The 17,887-nt window shown below is 69.0% G+C and carries 17 protein-coding genes; 11 read left to right on the top strand and 6 right to left on the bottom strand.

The genetic code is table 11. The annotated features are described in order from the left end of the window. Positions 1–90: 90 nt before the first annotated feature. From AB0M24_RS27245 to AB0M24_RS27235, 3 genes are all read left to right on the top strand, one after another. A complete protein-coding gene (locus AB0M24_RS27245) occupies positions 91–3,573 on the top strand; it encodes a glycoside hydrolase family 2 TIM barrel-domain containing protein (RefSeq protein ID WP_363773631.1) in 3,483 nt (1,160 codons plus the stop codon). 163 nt (positions 3,574–3,736) lie between these two features. Then, positions 3,737–5,758, top strand: a complete 2,022-nt coding sequence (locus AB0M24_RS27240) for a LuxR C-terminal-related transcriptional regulator (protein ID WP_363773628.1) — start codon at positions 3,737–3,739, stop codon at positions 5,756–5,758. Positions 5,759–5,853: 95 nt separating this feature from the next. Further along, positions 5,854–7,023 (top strand): LuxR C-terminal-related transcriptional regulator, encoded by a 1,170-nt coding sequence (locus AB0M24_RS27235; protein ID WP_363773625.1) that lies wholly within the window; start codon positions 5,854–5,856, stop codon positions 7,021–7,023. Here AB0M24_RS27235 and AB0M24_RS27230 read toward each other — a convergent pair. Further along, positions 7,007–7,654: a DedA family protein gene (locus AB0M24_RS27230; protein WP_363773622.1), complete on the bottom strand. Its 648-nt coding sequence runs from the start codon at positions 7,652–7,654 to the stop codon at positions 7,007–7,009. The two genes, AB0M24_RS27235 and AB0M24_RS27230, sit on opposite strands and share 17 nt — an antisense overlap. Before the next feature lie 23 nt (positions 7,655–7,677). Here AB0M24_RS27230 and AB0M24_RS27225 point away from each other — a divergent pair, with 23 nt between their 5' ends. From AB0M24_RS27225 to AB0M24_RS27215, 3 genes are all read left to right on the top strand, one after another. Continuing rightward, entirely contained in the window at positions 7,678–8,469 is a 792-nt protein-coding gene (locus tag AB0M24_RS27225) for a cytochrome c biogenesis protein CcdA (protein ID WP_363773619.1), read from the top strand. An 8-nt stretch (positions 8,470–8,477) separates the two neighbouring features. Continuing rightward, the gene (locus AB0M24_RS27220; RefSeq protein ID WP_363773616.1) at positions 8,478–8,948 is read left to right on the top strand and encodes a redoxin domain-containing protein; all 471 of its coding nucleotides are present in this window, start codon (positions 8,478–8,480) and stop codon (positions 8,946–8,948) included. Positions 8,949–9,092: 144 nt separating this feature from the next. Then, a complete protein-coding gene (locus AB0M24_RS27215) occupies positions 9,093–9,368 on the top strand; it encodes an HPF/RaiA family ribosome-associated protein (protein WP_363773613.1) in 276 nt (91 codons plus the stop codon). 142 nt (positions 9,369–9,510) lie between these two features. Here AB0M24_RS27215 and AB0M24_RS27210 read toward each other — a convergent pair whose 3' ends face one another. Next, positions 9,511–11,739, bottom strand: a complete 2,229-nt coding sequence (locus AB0M24_RS27210; RefSeq protein WP_363773610.1) for a PEP/pyruvate-binding domain-containing protein — start codon at positions 11,737–11,739, stop codon at positions 9,511–9,513. 61 nt (positions 11,740–11,800) lie between these two features. Here AB0M24_RS27210 and AB0M24_RS27205 point away from each other — a divergent pair, with 61 nt between their 5' ends. Further along, complete coding sequence (locus tag AB0M24_RS27205; protein ID WP_363773607.1) at positions 11,801–12,145, top strand: YciI family protein; 345 nt, start codon at positions 11,801–11,803, stop codon at positions 12,143–12,145. After that, positions 12,142–13,371: a DUF6596 domain-containing protein gene (locus AB0M24_RS27200; RefSeq protein ID WP_363773604.1), complete on the top strand. Its 1,230-nt coding sequence runs from the start codon at positions 12,142–12,144 to the stop codon at positions 13,369–13,371. Before AB0M24_RS27205 ends, AB0M24_RS27200 begins: the two co-directional genes overlap by 4 nt. On the opposite strand, the gene AB0M24_RS27195 is transcribed toward AB0M24_RS27200, so the two are convergent. Further along, positions 13,276–13,821, bottom strand: coding sequence for a copper resistance CopC family protein (locus tag AB0M24_RS27195; RefSeq protein ID WP_363773602.1), 546 nt, complete (start codon positions 13,819–13,821; stop codon positions 13,276–13,278). The two genes, AB0M24_RS27200 and AB0M24_RS27195, sit on opposite strands and share 96 nt — an antisense overlap. A 95-nt stretch (positions 13,822–13,916) precedes the next feature. On the opposite strand from AB0M24_RS27195, the gene AB0M24_RS27190 reads away from it, so the two are divergent. Continuing rightward, entirely contained in the window at positions 13,917–14,420 is a 504-nt protein-coding gene (locus AB0M24_RS27190) for a sigma-70 family RNA polymerase sigma factor (RefSeq protein ID WP_363773599.1), read from the top strand. Here the strand turns inward: AB0M24_RS27190 and AB0M24_RS27185 are convergent. Together AB0M24_RS27185 and AB0M24_RS27180 are read right to left on the bottom strand one after the other, a co-directional pair. Continuing rightward, entirely contained in the window at positions 14,367–14,861 is a 495-nt protein-coding gene (locus tag AB0M24_RS27185) for a hypothetical protein (RefSeq protein ID WP_363773596.1), read from the bottom strand. The two genes, AB0M24_RS27190 and AB0M24_RS27185, sit on opposite strands and share 54 nt — an antisense overlap. Beyond that, a complete protein-coding gene (locus tag AB0M24_RS27180; protein ID WP_363773593.1) occupies positions 14,858–16,021 on the bottom strand; it encodes an MFS transporter in 1,164 nt (387 codons plus the stop codon). The genes AB0M24_RS27185 and AB0M24_RS27180 overlap by 4 nt, the downstream gene beginning before the upstream one ends. A gap of 103 nt (positions 16,022–16,124) precedes the next feature. Between AB0M24_RS27180 and AB0M24_RS27175 the strand changes: the two genes are divergently transcribed. Together AB0M24_RS27175 and AB0M24_RS27170 are read left to right on the top strand one after the other, a co-directional pair. Continuing rightward, a complete protein-coding gene (locus AB0M24_RS27175; RefSeq protein ID WP_363773590.1) occupies positions 16,125–16,520 on the top strand; it encodes an ATP-binding protein in 396 nt (131 codons plus the stop codon). A gap of 82 nt (positions 16,521–16,602) precedes the next feature. Continuing rightward, positions 16,603–17,004, top strand: coding sequence for an ATP-binding protein (locus AB0M24_RS27170; RefSeq protein ID WP_363773587.1), 402 nt, complete (start codon positions 16,603–16,605; stop codon positions 17,002–17,004). On the opposite strand, the gene bla is transcribed toward AB0M24_RS27170, so the two are convergent. Continuing rightward, positions 16,997–17,881, bottom strand: a complete 885-nt coding sequence (gene bla, locus AB0M24_RS27165; RefSeq protein ID WP_363773584.1) for a class A beta-lactamase — start codon at positions 17,879–17,881, stop codon at positions 16,997–16,999. The two genes, AB0M24_RS27170 and bla, sit on opposite strands and share 8 nt — an antisense overlap. Positions 17,882–17,887: the final 6 nt, after the last annotated feature.

Here is a 17,887-nt window from a genome sequence, read left to right as displayed (position 1 = left end):
CGTTCGATCGTGGCGCTGTTGCTGGCTTCTGTCGTAGTCGTTCCTCCAGTGGAAAACCGGGATGTGTACCGGTATCTGGAGGATCCGCGGATGACAGGGGAGGGCCAGGAGTCGCATCATGCCGAGCTCAGGCCGTACTCGAGTGTCGAAGAAGCGTTGCGCGGCAAAGAGAGCACGCCGTACACCCGAACGCTCGACGGCTCGTGGCAGCTGAGGATGTTCGATCTGCCGACTCAGGTGCCCGCTGCTTTCTCCGAACCTGGTTACGACGTGTCACGGTGGCGGACTGTGACAGTGCCTCACACCTGGCAGACCGACGGCCTCGACCACCCGATGTACCGGAACACGGTCGAGGAGATGTGGCCGGACGATCCGCCGCACGTGCCGCGTGACGTGAACCCGACGGGCGCGTACGTGAAGTCTTTCCACGTGCCTTCGAATTGGGACGACCGTCGAACGTTCCTCAGGTTCGAGGGTGTGACGGCGGGCTACTTCGTGTGGGTCAACGGGAAGTACGCGGGCTTCGACCAGGGCGGGTACACGCCGGCCGAGTTCGACGTCACCGACCTGCTGGTGGCCGGGCGGAACCGGCTCGCGGTGCAGGTGCACCGGTGGGGCGCCGGGTCGTACCTGGAGGACTACGACCAGTGGCGCTACAGCGGCATCTTCCGGTCGGTCTGGCTGTACTCCGCGCCCTCCAAGCGGATCCGGGACGTCTCGATCACCACGTCCGGCTCGGTGCTGACCGCCGATCTCGACCTGACGGCGCCCGGCACGGTGTGGGGCGGGCTCTACGACAAGGATCAGCGGCTCGTTGCAGAGGGCACGACAACCGGGAAACTCGTGCTGCCGGTCCAGGACCCGGTGCGGTGGAACGACGAGACGCCGAACCTCTACACGCTGGTGCTCAAGCTCGACAACGGGTTCGTGACGCGCGAGACGACCGGGTTCCGGGACATCACGATCGCGGACCGGCAGCTCAAGGTCGACGGCAGACGAGTGCTGTTCAAGGGAGTGAACCGGTCCGAGACCGATCCCGACCACGGACGGCACGTGCCGCGCGCGAACCAGCGGCGTGACGTCGACCTGATGAAGAGCCTGCACATCAACGCGGTCCGCACGTCGCACTACCCGAGCGATCCCTACTTCTACGACCTCGCGGACTCGCGCGGGATGTGGGTCGCGGACGAGATGGACGTCGAGACGCACTCGCACGAGAACTGCCCGGACGACTGCCTCGCCGACCGTCCTGAGTGGAGTGACGCGTTCCTCGACCGCTTCGTCGCGATGGTCGAGCGGGACAAGAACCACCCGAGCGTCTTCATGTGGGACACGGGGAACGAGGCGGGACTCGGCGCGGCGCACTACCGGATGGCGGAGTGGGCAAAGGCGAACGAACCGTCGCGGCCGCTGTACCACCAGCCGAACAAGCCGAGCGGCGACGCACCGTTCGCGCACGTGTGGGGGCCGCGCTATCCGTCGCCGGAGAAGTTCGCCACGCAGGTCGCGCAGACCACGAAACCGCTGATCATGGGCGAGTACGCGCACGCGATGGGCAACAGTCTCGGCAACTTCCGCGAGTTCTGGGACATCATCCGCGCGAACCCGCAGGCGCAGGGCGGGTTCCTGTGGGACTGGGCCGAGCAGAACATCCGGCAGCCGCTGCGGATCTCGCCCGACTCGTCTCCCAGCGGGATCCTGGCCCACGTCACCGGTCTTCCGTCCACTGTGGATGGCCATCACGGCAAGGCCCTGGAGTTCTCGGGGCTGGACGACTTCGTCGAGGTGTACCGAGATGACCGGCTGGATCTGCTCGGGCCGTTGACGCTGGACGCGTGGGTGAAGCCGTCGAGGCCGTTCACGGACTTCACGATCGTCGCCAAGGGCAACCAGTACGGGCTGCGGATGGCCGACGCCGAGACGGTGGAGTTCTACGCCGGTGGCAAGGTTCAGGCGAAGGTTCCTCCCGACTTCTACGACAGGTTCCACCGCGTCACCGGGAAGTACGCGGGCGGGCGGCTGTCGTTGCTGATCGACGGGACCGAGGTCGCGTCGGTGGCGCAGGTCGGGCCTGTGCCGCGGTCCGCGCATCCGGTGAACATCGGGCGCAACGCCGAGACCATGCGCGAGAAGTACGAGGGCCGGATGGCGCACGGGACCATCGACGAGGTGCGGATCACGGACGGCTCGCGCGTGGTGCTGGCACTGGACTTCGACCGCGAGGAGCGGCGCGGCACCTACCTCTCGCACGGGCAGAGCGTCGCGGGCGTGGACGGCGTGGTGGACGCGGATCGCAACCTCCAGCCCGAGACCGCGCAGCTCGCGTGGGTGCACCAGCCGATCAGGTTCTCGTTCGCGGGCGGTGCGCTGACGGCGGCGAGTGAACGGGTGTTCGCGCCTGTCGCGGGTGAGCTGCGGTGGGAGGTGATCGAGGGTTCGCGGACCGTGCGGTCGGGGAGTTCGCGGGTGTCGATCGAGGCCGGCGGTTCGGTGCGGGTCGCGGTGCCGGAGTCGGGTGCGGAGAAGGAGAGGTGGCTCAACGCTCGGCTGGTGGTCGACGGCGAGGTGTACGCGCACGACCAATTTTCCCTGGGCGGCAAGGAATCAGCCGGCGAGACGGGCGGGGTTCCTGGTGTCGAGGCGAGTGGCCTTGGCGGCGGCCCTTCAGCCGGTGAGGCGAGCGGGCCCCCATCGATCTCCGAAACCCAGGACCACGTCGTCATCGCCGGGCGAGGCTTTCGGTACGTCGTCCAGAAGGCGACCGGCGCCCTCACCTCCATGCGGGTGCGCGGCACCGAACTCCTGCAGGGCAGCCAACTCGACGTGTGGCGAGCACCGTTGAGCAACGAGACCGCCTCCTGGGGCACCGACGAGTCGCTGCAGTGGCGTGCGGCTGGCCTGGACCGGTTGCGCACCAAGGCTTCCTCAGCGACCGTCAGCGGCTCGACGATCACCGTGAAAGCCGTGGCCGCCGCCGAGGACGTGAGCGACGCGGCGTTCGAGCAGACGCTGACGTACGACGTCGACGCCGCCGGGACAATTCGCATCGGGCAGGAAGTCACGCCGACAGGACGGATGCGGTCGTTGCCTTATCTGCCGCGGATGGGAATCGCGTTCGCGGTGCCGGAGCGGTTCGGGAAGTTCTCCTGGTACGGGCGCGGGCCGGGCGAGAGTTTCAACGATCGGAAGGACGGCACTCCGATGGGGGTGTGGCGCTCGACCGTCGAGAAGGAATACGTGCCTTATGACAGGCCGCAGAGCAATGGCAACCACACCGACACGCGCTGGGCGCTTCTCACCGACGGGCGAAGCGGGTTGGTGGTCGCGGGCGTCCAGGACGTGTCGGTGAGCCAGTACGACGAGCTGGATCGCGCCGAGTACGGGTTCCAGCGGCAACGCAACGCCGGGTGGACCACGCTGCACGCGAACAGCGCGGTGACGGGTGTCGGCGACACCCCGAATCCGGTGCGGCCGAGGTTCCAGGTGCGGCCGGACCGGACGCACACGAGTTCGTTCGTTTTGCGGCCGTTGACCGTTGCCGAGGCAGCCAGAGGAATTCCAATTGGCGGCTGATCGTCTCAATTCGCAGTCGGTGTTGGGGCGTTTGGGCGTTGTGCAGCGGGCATTTGGGCTGTTCAAACCGGTTTCGTGAGAGGTCCTGCATTTATGGCGGTACTCTGTCAATCGCGATTGGACGACATTTCTTCGCACTGCATTCGCTCCTAGAATCGCGCGCATGTGGTCGTCGGTCAGCGCGCGTACTCGTCTGGTGGGACGGGAACGCGAGCTGGCGACCGTGCGCCGCCTTCTGCGCAAGCACCGCCTGGTGACTCTCGTGGGTCCCGGCGGGTCCGGGAAGTCCAGGCTGGCGGCCGAACTCTGCCCGGCGGAACCCGGTACGGCCGTCGTCGAGCTGGAGTCCGTGCTCCGGCCGGACCTGCTGTGGCACGTGGTCGCGTTCTCACTGAACGTGTGGGAAGAACCGGGGACACCGTTGCCGCAGACGGTCGCGCACGCGCTGACCGAGCACCGGATCCTGGTGCTGGACAACTGCGAGCACCTCGTGCACGAGGCCGTCGAGGTCGTCTCGGTGCTGCTCGCGCGATGTCCGAAACTGCGCGTGTTGGTGACGAGCAGGGAGTCGCTCGATCTGGGCGGCGAGATGTGCGTGGACGTCGGACCGCTTTCTCCCGCCGACGCCCGGCAGATGTTCGTGGAGTGCGGAGGGGCCGAGGAGCTCGCCGACTCCGTGCTGGACCAGTTGCCGCTGGCGATCGAGCTCGCGGCGGCCAGGACGGACGTGCCGGCGCGGCACCGCACGCTCGACGCGGTGATCAGGTGGAGCTACGACCTGCTCTGCCCGGCAGAGCAGGCGGCGCTGCGCAGGCTGTCCGTGCTGGTCGGCGAGTTCGACCTCGACCTGGCCTCCGCTGTCTGCGCCTGTTCCGACGACATCGTGCCGCTGATGGCGTCGTTGCGCGCCAAGTCGTTGCTGGTCCGGTCGCGCTCGCGGTTCCGCGTGCTGGAGTCGATCCGCCTGTTCGGCCTGGCCCGCCTCGCGGAGCACGGCGAGACGGACGCGGCGGTCGACCGGCTCGCCACCGTGCTGACGCTGACGATCCGCATGGTCGCGGCGGCCCCGACGATCACCGAGGAGGCCAACTCCTGGATCGCCGGCCAGGAACACCAGCTGCTGCACACCGTCGCCCGCGTGCCGCCGGCCGACTCCCGGCACACCTGGCTGGTCGCCGCGATCGTGCACATCTGGTACCTGCGCGGCTCGTTCGTCGAGGCCGTGCGGCTGGCGGAGGCGACGCTCGCGAGCGGTCCGCTGTCGGCGCACTCGGAGCTGCTGCTGTTCCGCGCGGCGTGGCTCGCGGGCCTCACCGGCGACGGGGAGGAGGCGATCCGGCTGGCCGAGGCGATGGTGGCGCACCCGTCGACGCAGAAGCCCACCTGGCAGGCGAGGGCGTGGAACACCCTGGGCTACGCGCGTTCCAGGGCCGGCGACCTGGAGGGCGCTCGGGCGGCCAACGAACTGTCGGTGGCGGCGGCGCGGGCGCAGGACAACGAGCCGTTGCTGATGACGTTCCTCAACAACCACGCCTGGCTGCTCCTGCAGATCGGCGACCTCGACGCCGCCGCCGCGATGATCGACGAGTCGTTGCTGCTGGAGGCACCGGACGGCTTTCGCTGGATGGCCGCGCGACACACGGCGGGCGCGATCGCTCTCGCACGGGGTGACCTCGATCTGGCCGCGGAGTACTTCGCCACAGCACTGCGCGATGGGACTCGTTCGTGTGTGGCGGTGGCGGAAGTGTTGGAGGGCCTGGCAATGGTCGCCGCACGCCGCAGCCAGACCGATCGCGCGGTCGTGCTGATGTCCGCGGCGGCAGCGTTGCGCCGGTCTCGCGGGGCGCAGTCCGAACAGCCGTGGACCGAGCTGGTCGCCGGCACGTGGAGTCTCGCGGTGGCCGAGGCGGGGGAGCGGCGGGCGTCGCGGGCACGGCGGCTGGGCGAACGGCTGGACCACGCCGGGCTGGTCGAGTACGTGAGCGAAGTGGAGCGCGATGAGCCGTTGACCGCGCGGCAGCAGCAGATCGCGGACCTCGTGGTGGAAGGGCTGACGAACCCGGAGATCGCCGCACGCCTGGGAATCTCCATCGGCACCGTGCGCTCCCACGTAACCCAGATGCTCACCCGCCTGGGCCTGACCTCCCGCACCCAACTGGCCGCCCGAACGGCCCGCGCCCGATGAACGGCTGGGATGAAGGGAACCTTCATCGACCTCACGTGGATGAAGGTTCCCTTCATCGAGGGCGGGGCCTGTGTGAGGAGTGTGGCGGGGCGGTTGTGGGGGCGGCGAAGTACTGCTCGGGTGCGTGCCGTCAGCGGGCGTATCGGCGGCGGGCCCGGGACGTAGTGCACGGTTCGGCGCGGCTCGACACGTTCGTCGGGCGGCACGCTGAGCTCGCGGATCTCACGAAACTCCTTGCACGCCACCGGATCGTCACGGTGATCGGGCCACCTGGGGTCGGCAAGTCGCGGCTCGTCCAGGAAGCCGTCGCTCACCGGCAGCACACGACGCTGGTCGACCTCGCCGAACCGGCACCCGGCCAGGGCCTGCACGTTCTCGACGGTTGCGAGCACGTGCTCCAGGAGTGCGTGGAGTTCGTGCAACGCCATCCGGCCGTTCGTGTGCTGGCGACGAGCCGCGAGTTGCTGAACGTGCCGGGCGAGCAGGCCTACCGGCTCAGCCCGCTCGAGTCGCACGACGCGAAGAGACTGTTCTGCGACAGGGCTTCGGCGGTCGACGGCGAGTTCGACGAGAACGCCCCGTTGCTGGATTCGTTGTGCGACAGGCTCGATCGGTTGCCGCTCGCGCTCGAGCTCGCGGCACGGCTGGTGCGCGTGCTGACGCTGGAGGAGATCGCGGCGCGCCTCGACCACCGGTTCGCGGTGCTCACGGTCGGACCTCGGGACGCCGAACTGCACCACCGGTCGTTGCACGCGGCGATCGACCGGAGCTACCAGCTGCTGACCGAGGAGGAACGGTCGGCGCTGCGGATGTTCTCGTTGCTGCCCGGCGGCATCGGCGAGGAGATCGCCGATGCCCTCCTGCCGCACGGGTGGGAGCTCGCGAAGAGCCTGCACGCGCGGTCACTGCTGGAGGGCGGCAAGCAGTTCACGATGCTCGAGTCGGTGCGGGTGTTCGCGTTCGACGCGTTGCTGCAGCACGACTCCGTCGCCGTTCGCGACCGGTTGCTGGACGTGCTGGCGACCCTGCCGGAGCCCGACGAGGGCGACGAGACCGAGGAGGTCGCCCTCGGACCGTTGTCGTGGCGGGAGGAACGGTTGCTCAGGGTCGCCGCGATGGTCGCGGAAGGGTTGACCAACAAGCAGATCGCGGACGACCTGCACGTGTCGCTGCGGACCGTGGAGGCGGACGTGCGCGACCTAAAGACAGCGCTCGGGGTGCGGTCGCGCGCGCAGATCGCCGCCTGGGCTACGCGGGCTCGGTGACTTCCTCGGGGACCTCTTCGGCTTTCTCGGCCGCTTTGGCGAGCCGCTTCTTCACGATGAAGACGCCGGCGACACCGGCCACGACGGCGATCGCCAGGCCCGCGTAGGAGAAGCCCTTCAGCCACTTCTCCGCCACCACGCCGAGGTAGTAGACAGCCGCCGCCGTGCCGCCCGCCCACACCACACCGCCGAGAGCGTTGGCCACCAGGAACTTGCCGTAGTTCATGTGCAGCGACCCCGCGAGAGGTCCGGCCAGAATGCGCAGCAGTGCCACGAAACGACCGAAGAACACGGCCCAGGCGCCACGTTTCTGGAACACGCGCCGGGCGTGCTCGACCTGCGTTTCGCCGAAGTGCTTGGGGAATTTCTTCCCCATCCACACGAACAACCGCGGCCCGTGGCGACGCCCGATCAGGTAACCGAAGTTGTCGCCGATGATGGCGCCCGCGCTCGCCCACACACCGATCCACAACGGGCTCAGCGTGTCGTGCTGCGACGCCAGCAGTGAGGCCGTGACCAGCACGATCTCGCCGGGCAACGGGATGCCGAGCGACTCGAAGCCGATCACCAGGCCGACGATCACGTACACGAGCAGAGGTGGGATGGCTTCGAGCCACTGTTCGATCGGCACCTCTCAACACTACCGTCGCGGTCGTGAACGACGTCGCGTTAGCCGTCCTCGCCGGAATGCTCGCCACCGTGAACCCGTGCGGATTCGCGATGCTGCCTGCGTATTTGGGGTTCGTGGCACGGGACAGTCCCGCGCGAGCCTTTATGTCCGGTTTGGTGATGACCGCCGGGTTTGTCACCTTTTTCGGACTGTTCGGTCTTGTCCTCACCCCGATCGCCACGACGCTCAAGCGCTACCTGCCGTTCGTGACCGTCGTGATCGGACTCGCCATGCTCGCGATCGGCGTGCTCCTGCTGCTCGGCCGGGAGCTCTACCTCCGGCTGCCGAAGCTGAGCGCGGCCCCGAAGAGCCTCTGGTCGATGTACGGCTACGGCATCGCGTTCGCCATCGCCTCTCTCTCGTGCGCGATCGGCCCGTTCCTCGTGCTGATCGGCGCGTCCCTGCAGGAAGGCCTGCCCGCGTTCTTCGCCTACGCGCTCGGCATGGGTCTCGTGGTCACCGCACTGGCCGTGGCCGGCTCACTGCTCGCACCACGCATCAGGAAGCTCCTCCCACACGTCGGACGCATCGGCGGTGTCGTCCTCGTGGTGATGGGCGCCTACGTGACGTACTACGGCGTCTACGAGCTGCGGCTCTTCCTCGCTCAGGGCAGCCCGCGGGATCCGGTCGTGCAGGCCGCGGGCTGGTTCCAGAACGTGCTCGCGGGCATCGTCGGCGCCTTGGGGCCGTGGCCGTTCGTGGTGGTGCTGGTCGTGGTGGGCGCGTGGTGGCTGAACCGGAGGAGGCGGACGGCCGTACGCCCAGACAGGAGGTGAGGAGCCCGATGCGCGTCCTCGGAGTACTGCTGGGAGTTGTGCTGCTGCTCGCCGGGTGTGCCGAGAAGGCACCGCCCCCGGAGAAGTTCCAGTTCACGTCGAAGACCCTGGAGGGCGCGGAGTTCCGCGGCGACAAGCTCGTCGGCCATCCCGCCGTGCTGTGGTTCTGGACGCCGTGGTGCCCGTCGTGCAACGCCGAGGCGGAGACCGTCGCCGAGGTCGCGAAGAAGCACGACAAGGTCCAGTTCGTCGGTGTCGCGGCCGAGGACCAGCTCGACGCGATGAAGAAGTTCGTGTCCGACCACAAGATGACCGGGTTCCCGCATCTGGCCGACCTCGACGGGTCCGTGTGGAAGCGGTTCGGCGTGACCGCTCAGCCCACCTTCGCGTTCGTCCGCAGTGACGGCAGCGTGGAACTTCTCACCGGCGCGCCGCTGAAGGAGCAGCTCGACCAGCGCGTGTCCGCTTTGGTCCAGTGACATCACTAGCGCGTATAGCCGCACCATCTCAGTAGAAAGACCCTGCGCTGTCGGGACCAACGCCTGGTTCGGCGTTGCGATCGGATTCGTATCGTCGAACTGGCCACGTGGCCATGCCGCGTTGCCTTGAGGAGGCAGGTGTCGATGGACTACATCCAGGTCTCGCTCGCGGAGGCCATTCCCGAGCAGGCCAGGGACTACGCGTCGGCGCGCATCGGTTCGCTCGACAGATACGCGCCCGCCAGGGTCGACTTCGCCTGGGTCAACCTGACTTCGGACAAGGCGGTCATCCACGCGCACGCCCGCTTCGACCTCCAGTGGGTCGAGGTGCAGGCGTACGCGGAAGCCAACACGGTCACCGAGGTGATCGACCTGCTGCGCGAACGCATGCGGCGCCAGCTGGTCTCCATGCACAACTGATCTCGGTGAACAGAACCCACCACTCGGCGGCGGACGGGTGGTGGGTTCACGACACCTTCCGCACGGTTCCTGGTGCGGCGTCGGGTGGTGTGGTCACGTCGACTTCGTGGCGGTTCCCCGGCGCGGCGCTGGGGTGGTGGGTTCACGACACCTTCCGCACGGTTCCTTTGGCCCCGTCGACCTGAACCACGTCTCCCGTCGCGATCCGCGTCGTCGCGTTCCCACAGCCCACGACCGCCGGGATGCCCAGCTCTCGCGCCACGATCGCCGCGTGCGAGAGAGGTGCGCCCACATCGGTCACGACGGCGGCGGCACGGGTGAACAGCGGCGTCCAGCCGATGTTCGTCACCGTGGTCACGAGGATCTCGCCCTGCTGGAACGTGTGTCCGTCCTCGACCCGTGTCAGCACTCGAGCCACGCCCTCGACCACACCGGCCGAACCGGGGAAACCCGTGACGTCCGCCGGCATCGGCACGTCGGTGGTGGCGTCGTAGAGGTCGGCGCGCCGGTTGCGGGAAGCGGCCCAGGACTCCGGGTCGAACCTGCCGCGGATCACCGCCGGGTAGGGCGGGAGCGCGCGATAACGCTCGTAGGCCTGCCTCTGCCCGTGGACGCGATCCAACAACGACGTCTCGCCACCCAGCACACGCAGCACGTCGTCGATCGGCAGGAAGAACAGGTCGTCGCCGGACTGAGTGAGCTCGCCTGCTCGGAGCACGAACGCGCGCATCACCCAGAACGCGCGCACCATCTCCGACCGGGCCTGCTCGCGCGCGCGAGCACCGGAGCCGATGCGGTCGAGCTGCTTGCCGATCTTCGCTGCCTTCTCGGGATGCGTGGAGATCAGCCTGTCCCACGCGGCGTCGCGTGCCGCAGCCTGGCGGGCGAGCAGCTTCTCGGGGTCGGCCAGCGTCTCCAGCTGCTGGGAGATCCACTCCGGGTCCTCGGCCGGGCGCGGGGCGTGGATCTCGAACTCGGTGGCGGACCGGTGGCCCCAGGTCTGCGCGAACGTGTCGCGGTCGATCTCGCCGGACCGCAACCGCGCCAGCCCGACCAGCGGACCCATGCTCGCGAGCCCGGCGCCGTCGTGGAAGCCGGTCAGCAACGTGGCCGCGTCCTCCTCGCCGGCCAGGTCGGTCAGCTCACGCCGGAACGCCGCCGGGCCGCCCGCGATCATGCGCGCACCGGCGTCCAGGATCGGGCAGACGAACCGCAGCAGGTCGTCGAGCTCGCGCCGCCACAACCCGAGCAGCTCTGCCGGTGAGGCGCAGTCGGCGATCCGCTTGTGCGCGACGGCGCAGCGGCCGGGGTTGTCGCGGACCAGCTGCGCGAGCCGCGTCCGGTAGAGGAACTGCTGCTTGAGCGGCCCGCCTGCCCCTTTGAGCACCGCGCCCATGATCTGCAGCCGGGACAGCGGCAGCGGCGGCACCGTCACGCCGGCCGGGATGCGCCCGAACGTCTCCTCACCCGACCGCAGCATCTCCTCGGCCTTGCCGATCACCGTGCCGATCGCGGTGTAGGTGCTGATGTTGAGGTAGAAGCGGCCGCCGATGTTGCCGGAGATCCGGTGCGGCCCGATCGCCGCGCTCGACAGCACCTTCACCAGCGACCACGTCACCGGCGTCATGACCTCGGGGATCGCCTCGCCGACGTTGCCGTTGGACCACAGGTAGTCGCCGTCGAGCGTGTCGTTCCACTCGACCCGCAGCGAGGTGATCGGCCGTGCCTGCAGAATCCGGAACTCGCTCCCGACCAACGCCCATTCGACGTCCATCGGCATCCCGTACAGCGCCTCGATCTCCTCGCCGAACCGGACGAGCTCGGCCTTCTGCGCCGGGGAGAGCAGTTCCGAGGTGTCCGCCTCACCGCTGACCAGTGCCTCGCCGAGCCCGCGCACCGCGTTGACCACCGGCTCGGCCCGCCCGGTCACCGGATCCGCCGTGAACAGCACACCCGAGATCTCCGCGGGCGCCATCCGTTGCACCACCACGGCCATCTCGGCGTCCTTGACGCCGTTGTTCGAGCGGTAGGCAACCGCGCGTGCGGACTGCAACGAGTCCCAGCACTTCAGGATCGCGTCGAACAACCCGGCCTCGTCGACGTTCAGCACCGTGTCGTGCTGCCCGGCGAACGACAGCCCCGGCAGGTCCTCCGCGGTGGCCGACGACCGCACCGCCACCGGTCCGCCCAGCGTCTGGAACGCCTCCAGCACGCCTTCCATCGACCGCTCCAGGTAGGCGCGGGTCGTGAGGCAGAACCCGGCGGGCACCGGCAGCCCGGCGCGCGTCAGCCGTGCCAGCGAGGCGCCCTTGCCGCCGACCGCCGCCAGGTCCGCTGCCGGGTCGTCGAGCGGAAGGATCAACGGGATCATGTTTCCCATAGTTGTCGAAACGGGCCCTCCGCGTTCGTACAAAGGGCGAAAGGAGTCCACGATGACCCAGAAGTACCTGCTCAGCATCTATCAGCCCGACGGCGAGGTCCCTCCGCCCGAGGTCCTCGACCCGATCATGGCCAACCTTCAGGCGCTCAACGAGGAGATGCAGGCCAAGGGCGCGTGGGTGTTCGCCGTCGGCCTGCATCCGCCGTCGACCGCGACCGTCCTCAAAACCAAAGACGACGACGTGCTGATGACCGACGGCCCGTTCACCGAGGGCAAGGAGCACATCGGCGGCTTCACGGTGATCCAGGCCGAGGACCTCGACGAGGCGCTGGAGTGGGGACGCCGGCTGGCCCGCGTGCTCGAGCCGCTGTCCGTCGAGGTGAGGCCGGTCTTTTGATCGACGAGATCTTCCGGGCGGAGTACGGCCGCGCGGTGTCCGTGCTGACTCGCGTCCTCGGCGACCTCGACCTCGCCGAGGAGGCGGTGCAGGACGCCTTCACCACGGCCGCCGAACAGTGGCCGGTCAAGGGCGTTCCGCCGGCACCAGCGGGCTGGATCATCACGACCGCCCGCAACCGCGCGATCGACAAGCTGCGCCGCGAGACCAAAGGGCAGGAGAAGCACGCCCAGGCCGCGTTGCTCCAGCACGAGCCGGAGGAGGAGGTGGGTGACGTGCCGGACGAACGACTGCGGCTGATCTTCACCTGCTGCCACCCGTCGCTCGCGCTGCAGGCCCAGGTCGCGCTCACCCTCAAACTCCTGGGCGGGCTGACCACGGGGGAGATCGCCAGGGCGTTCCTCGTGCCGGAAGCGACGATGGCGCAACGGATCGTGCGCGCGAAGGGCAAGATCCGCGCGGCCCGCATCCCGTACCGCGTGCCAAAAGACGCCGACCTGCCCGAACGCCTCAGGGCGGTGCTCGCGGTCGTCTACCTGATCTTCAACGAGGGCTATCTCGACAAGGCCGAGCTCGCGGACGAAGCCATCAGGCTCGGACGCGTGCTCGCCCAGCTCATGCCGGACGAACCCGAGGTGTGGGGGCTGCTGGCGTTGATGCTGCTGGTCGCGTCACGCAAGGACGCTCGCCTGCACAACGGCGAAATCGTGCTGCTCGCGCACCAGGACCGCACGCTCTGGAACGCCGAGCAAGTCGCGGAAGGCCAGGACATCGTGCGCAGATGCCTGCGGTGGAACCAGCCCGGCCCGTACCAGATCCAGGCCGCCATCAACGCCGTGCACAGCGACCCGCCCACCGACTGGCATCAGGTCGTGGCGCTCTACGACCAACTCCTGACGCACACACCGAGTCCGGTCGTGGCACTGCATCGCGCTGTGGCAGTAGCCGAGACCGAAGGACCGCAGAGAGCACTCGAACAAATCGACGCGCTCGACCTCGACCGCTACCACCTGTTCCACGCCGTCCGCGCGGATCTCCTGACGAGGCTCGGCCAAGACCCCACAGCAGCACTGGAGGCCGCGCTCGAACGGGCGGAGCACCCGGCCGAACGCGACCTCCTCGGAAACCGGCTACGCCTTGCGGCGGCGAACCAGCAGGATCACGCCCACGAGCACGATCAGGATGACCACGATCCACAGCCAGGCGGGCACGCCACCGGACGATGACGGCGTGGTCGACGGGGGAGCGTTGGTCACCGGCGCGCTCATCGTCACGGACGACGTCGGGGCCGCCGACGAGGTCTGTCCCGACAGGGCGAGCGTGAACTCGACCGTGCCGGAGATGACGTCCCCGTCGTCGGACTTCGCCTGCCACGCCAGCTTGTGCGCACCGGCGTGCGTCTCCGCGGTGCCCACCGACGCCGTGATCGTGTTGTCCAGGGCGTGGACCTGGGTGATCGGCCACTTGGCGCCGTCCGGGCCCGTCACGGTGACCGCGTCGCCGTCGGGCAGGCTGATGGCCTCGCTGAACACCAGCTCGATGGCCTTGGGCGGGGCGTCGAGGGCCGCGCCGGACGCCGGGTTGCTGCTCTTGAGCTCGGCGTGGGCCTGTGCGGGGACGGCCAGGGCCGTCGCGGCGAGCAGTGCCAGCACGAGCGCGCTGAAGTAACGCCTCACGTGCGCAGCGTAATGGCCAACGCGCGGTAAGTGGTTCCCTGTCGGATTAGACAGAGTCGTTGTCTCGTCCACCCGGTGTGGATTCACTGTCCGGCATGCACGACTTCCTACGCGTGCTCTACGAGGACCATCAACTCAGTCTGCTCAACTTCGCGACCCGGCTGACCGGAGACCGCGCGGCCGCCGAGGACGTGGTGCAGGAGACCTTCCTGCGCGCGTGGCGACATCCCGAATCGTTTGCCGAGGGAACTTCTGCTCGCGGCTGGCTGATCACGGTGGCGCGCAACGTGGTCATCGATCGGATCAGGGCGAGGACAGCGCGGCCGCACGAGACCGGCGAGCACGAACCGGAACCCGTTCCGGATCACGCGCAGCAGGTCGTGGACGCGATGGTCATGGACGCCGTGCTCGCATCACTGTCCTATGAACACAGACGCGTGCTCACCGAGCTCTACTACAACGGCCGCACGTACACCGAAGTCGCTGTGTGTCTGGGCGTGCCGACGGGAACGGTGAAGTCACGCACGCACTACGCGTTGTGCGAGCTACGCCGTCAGTTCGAAACCGGCCAGGTTCTCGAAGCGGGGCCGACCCGGTGAGCTCCGATCGGCGACCAGCGAGATCCGGTTGGCCATCCACATCGCGCTGATCTCCTGACCGGCGGCGGCAGCGGGCACCCGGCCGCGCGCGATCCACACGAAGGCGCGGAACGGCTGCGGATGCGTGACCGGCACGATCGGCGCGGTGGCCGCGAACACAGCGGCGCCCAGGTCGTCCAGGCCGGTGACGGGAACGCCGATCCACCCGCCGAGCGCCTTCGTCCGCGGTCCCAACGCGCACGGCGTCGGCGGGGCGCCGTCGAGCTCATCCGTCAGCGCCTCGACCAGATCCGGCACGACCCGCTCGGGCACTGTGCCCAGCGGCCGCACCTTGATCATCCACTGGGCGGGTGCGGACCACTCGATCCCCGGCGGCCGAGGCAACGCGCCGAGCACCTCGACGACCTCCGGTGGTGGCCAGATCGCGACGGAGAGCCTCACGCGGACGATTGTGGGACTCGCGGCGCCATCAGCGCCAACCCGGCCGCGAGCACGGCGGCCACTCCGGCGGCGATCATCGGCGCGACGGGGGTCAGGCTGTACAACGCGCCGCCGACCGCCGGCCCGATCAGGGTCGACAGCCCGGCGGTGGCGTTCACCGATCCCGCCACCAGACCCTGGCGGTGCGGCCCGACGCCCAGCGAGGCCGCCGCGGCGAACCCGGTGAGCGCGAAACCGAGCCCGACCGCCAGCACCAGCAACGCGAGAGCGGTCGCCGACGTACCCGGGACAGCCGCGAGAATCACGCACCCCGCCACCGCGATCGGCGGGCCGACCCGCAGCAACCGATCAGCGGGCCACCTCAGGACCGGCACGAGCACTCCCTGCGTGACCACGAGTCCGATCCCGAGCACGAAGGCCAGGGCCGTCAGGGCGAGGATGCCCCCGTCCCGCCGGTCGAACGCGAGCAACGTGGCCGCCACGCTCACCAGCCCGAGCGCCAGGTGCGCCAGGAACCCGATGCCGAAGACGCGCGCCAGGTCTCCCGGCTGCGTCCTGACCATCGGCTGCGGGTTGGCCAGTTTTCCAGGCTGGACGGCGACCAGGACCGCGATCAGGAGCACCAGCGCGATCGCGGGCGCGACGAACAGCGGCACCAGCAACGACCCGATGGCGAGCACGCCACCGAGGAAAGGCCCGATCACGCCGGCCAGTCCCTGCACGGCACCGACCACACCGACGGCCGTGGTGCGCCAGGCCTCGTGGGTCGTGCCGGCGACGGCGAGCGCCGCGACCGGCAGCACGGCGATCCCTGCGCCCACGAGGAAGCTGCGGAACACGAGCGCCAGGACGAACGTCAGCTCCGGCGTCAACGTCTCGTCGGCAACGAGCGTCGAGGCCGCGGCGAACCCGGCCAGTCCCACGAGGCTGAGGCCGAGACCTGCGGCGAGGACGGGACGCAGGCCGAACGCGTCGAGCGCCAAACCCCACAGCGGGCTCGCGACGGTGACGGAGACCGAGGCGACCGTGAACACGAGCCCCAGCTGGCTACCCGTGAGGTCGAGCTGAAGGGACAAGGGTCCGAGAGTCGGTGCGAGCAGGTGCTGGACCGTGAACATCCCCAGCAGCGCGATCAACAGCAGTACGAGCGGTCTGGGCACGCGGTGACAGTAGCCGGAGTTCCACGCGTCCGAACGGATGGTTTCGGGGCTGATGCACTTGGGTAACCCGCGCCCGAACTGATCAAGACGACCTAGGAGCGGTTTGGCTCGCGACCAGGCAGCGAGGACGGGTGAGGCGGCGCATCTGCCCCTGGGCAGGCAGCGGCCGAGTCTCGCGACCGTCCGGCGCTGGGTGCGGCTGCAGCTGATGGGGGAGGCCCCTGACTGCGTCGGCGACGTGCTGCTGGTGGTGAACGAGCTCGTCTCGAACGCCTACCGGTACACGTCCGAGCCGTCGTTCCTGCGGGTCGCCGTGGACAGGTCCAGGATCCGGGTCGAGATCGCCCACGACGCCCAGGCCCGCCCTCCGTTGCGGAAGGTCTCGCGGCCGCAACGGGGATACGGCCTGGTCCTGGTCGCGCGGCTCTCGGACCGCTGGGGCGTCGACCGGGCGCACGGCGGAACCGTGGTCTGGGCGGATTTGCCGAGAGAGACGTGATTCCAGTTCGGTGGGTTTCGATTTTCCCCCGCGTGGGTACGGATCCTGCTGCCTTGAACGAACAGGGCACGGGGAGATGGTGATGGGTATTGCAGGACGGTCCGGCGAACGCCTGGACCTAGTCCTACCAGAGGGAATGTTGCCGCTCGCGAACGTGCGGGCGGAGGTCAGGCGGCTGCTGAGGGGGATGCACGAGAACGTCGTGGTCGACGTGATGGTGGTGGCCACGGAACTGGTGAGCAACGCGTACCACCACGCCGCCGCACCCCGGCGTGCCCGGATTCTGTGCCTGCCGGAGCGCGAGGTGGTGCGGGTGGAGGTCGACGACGGCACGCCCGGCCGGTTCCCGCAGCTCGGGCGGATGGGATTCCTCGGCCGGAGGCAGCGAGGGTTGTTGCTGGTCAACGGGTTGGCGCAGGTCTGGGGGCACAACCGGTTCCCGGACTCGAAGACCGTGTGGGCGGACGTGTCCTCGGTCAGATGAGGGTTTTGGCGACGTAGGCGGCGGCCTCGGCGATGAGGGCCTCGTCGTACTTCGCGTCCGCGGCGGGTTTGCTGGACATGATCGAGATCAGGATCGGCGCGCGGTTCGGCGGCCAGGCGACGGCGATGTCGTTGAGGGTGCCGTAGTCGCCGGTCCCGGTCTTGTCCGCGACCCTCCAGTCCTGGGGCAGGCCCTTGCGGATGCGGTTGGCACCCGTGGTGTTGCGTTCCATCAGGTCCTTCAGGAAGTCGCGCTTCTCCGGTTCGAGGGCGTCACCGAGGACGATCTTCTGGTAGTCAGTGCCGAGCGAGCGCGGGGTGGCGGTGTCGCGCGGGTCGTCCGGAACGGCCGACGTGATGTCGGGCTCGATGCGGTCCATGCGGGTCTCGACGTCGCCGAGCTCGCGCAGGTACCGGGTGAGCTCGCCGGGGCCGCCCAGCTCGCGCAGCAGCAGGTTGCCCGCGGTGCCGTCGCTGTACCGGACCGCGGCGTCGCACAGGTCGCGCAGCTTCATGCCGGTCTGGACGTGCCGGCTGGTGATGGTCGAGCTCTTCATCAGGTCTGACGAGCTGTAGGTGATGACGGTGTCGAGGTGCGCCATGGGGTTGCGGTGCAGGACCGCGGCCGTGGCGAGGCCCTTGAACGTCGAGCAGAACGCGAACCGCTCGTCCGCGCGGTGTTCGATCGTGGCGACGCCGGCCGCGTAGACGCCGAGCCTGGCGCCGTATTTCTTCTCCAGCTCGAACAGGGCTTCGTGGCGGATCGTGGTCGGGCTGGTCGCGGTCGGCGTGGTGGTCGGATCGGGAGTGGGCGCGGCGGTGCAGCCGGCGAGGGGGAGCAGGGCCAGCGACTTGAGCAGGGTGCGTCGAGCGGTCACGCTCCC

The sequence above is a fragment of the Lentzea sp. NPDC051838 genome (genome assembly GCF_040681245.1).
Classification (GTDB): domain Bacteria; phylum Actinomycetota; class Actinomycetes; order Mycobacteriales; family Pseudonocardiaceae; genus Lentzea.
This window is presented reverse-complemented; position numbering and strand designations above follow the sequence as displayed.

Coding starts and splice junctions, on each gene's coding strand:
- AB0M24_RS27170 (WP_363773587.1), top strand. CDS start 16,603: ATGGGTATTGCAGGACGGTCCGGCGAACGCCTGGACCTAGTCCTACCA.
- AB0M24_RS27190 (WP_363773599.1), top strand. CDS start 13,917: ATGCACGACTTCCTACGCGTGCTCTACGAGGACCATCAACTCAGTCTG.
- AB0M24_RS27215 (WP_363773613.1), top strand. CDS start 9,093: ATGGACTACATCCAGGTCTCGCTCGCGGAGGCCATTCCCGAGCAGGCC.
- AB0M24_RS27210 (WP_363773610.1), bottom strand. CDS start 11,739: ATGATCCCGTTGATCCTTCCGCTCGACGACCCGGCAGCGGACCTGGCG.
- AB0M24_RS27245 (WP_363773631.1), top strand. CDS start 91: ATGACAGGGGAGGGCCAGGAGTCGCATCATGCCGAGCTCAGGCCGTAC.
- AB0M24_RS27240 (WP_363773628.1), top strand. CDS start 3,737: ATGTGGTCGTCGGTCAGCGCGCGTACTCGTCTGGTGGGACGGGAACGC.
- AB0M24_RS27205 (WP_363773607.1), top strand. CDS start 11,801: ATGACCCAGAAGTACCTGCTCAGCATCTATCAGCCCGACGGCGAGGTC.
- AB0M24_RS27220 (WP_363773616.1), top strand. CDS start 8,478: ATGCGCGTCCTCGGAGTACTGCTGGGAGTTGTGCTGCTGCTCGCCGGG.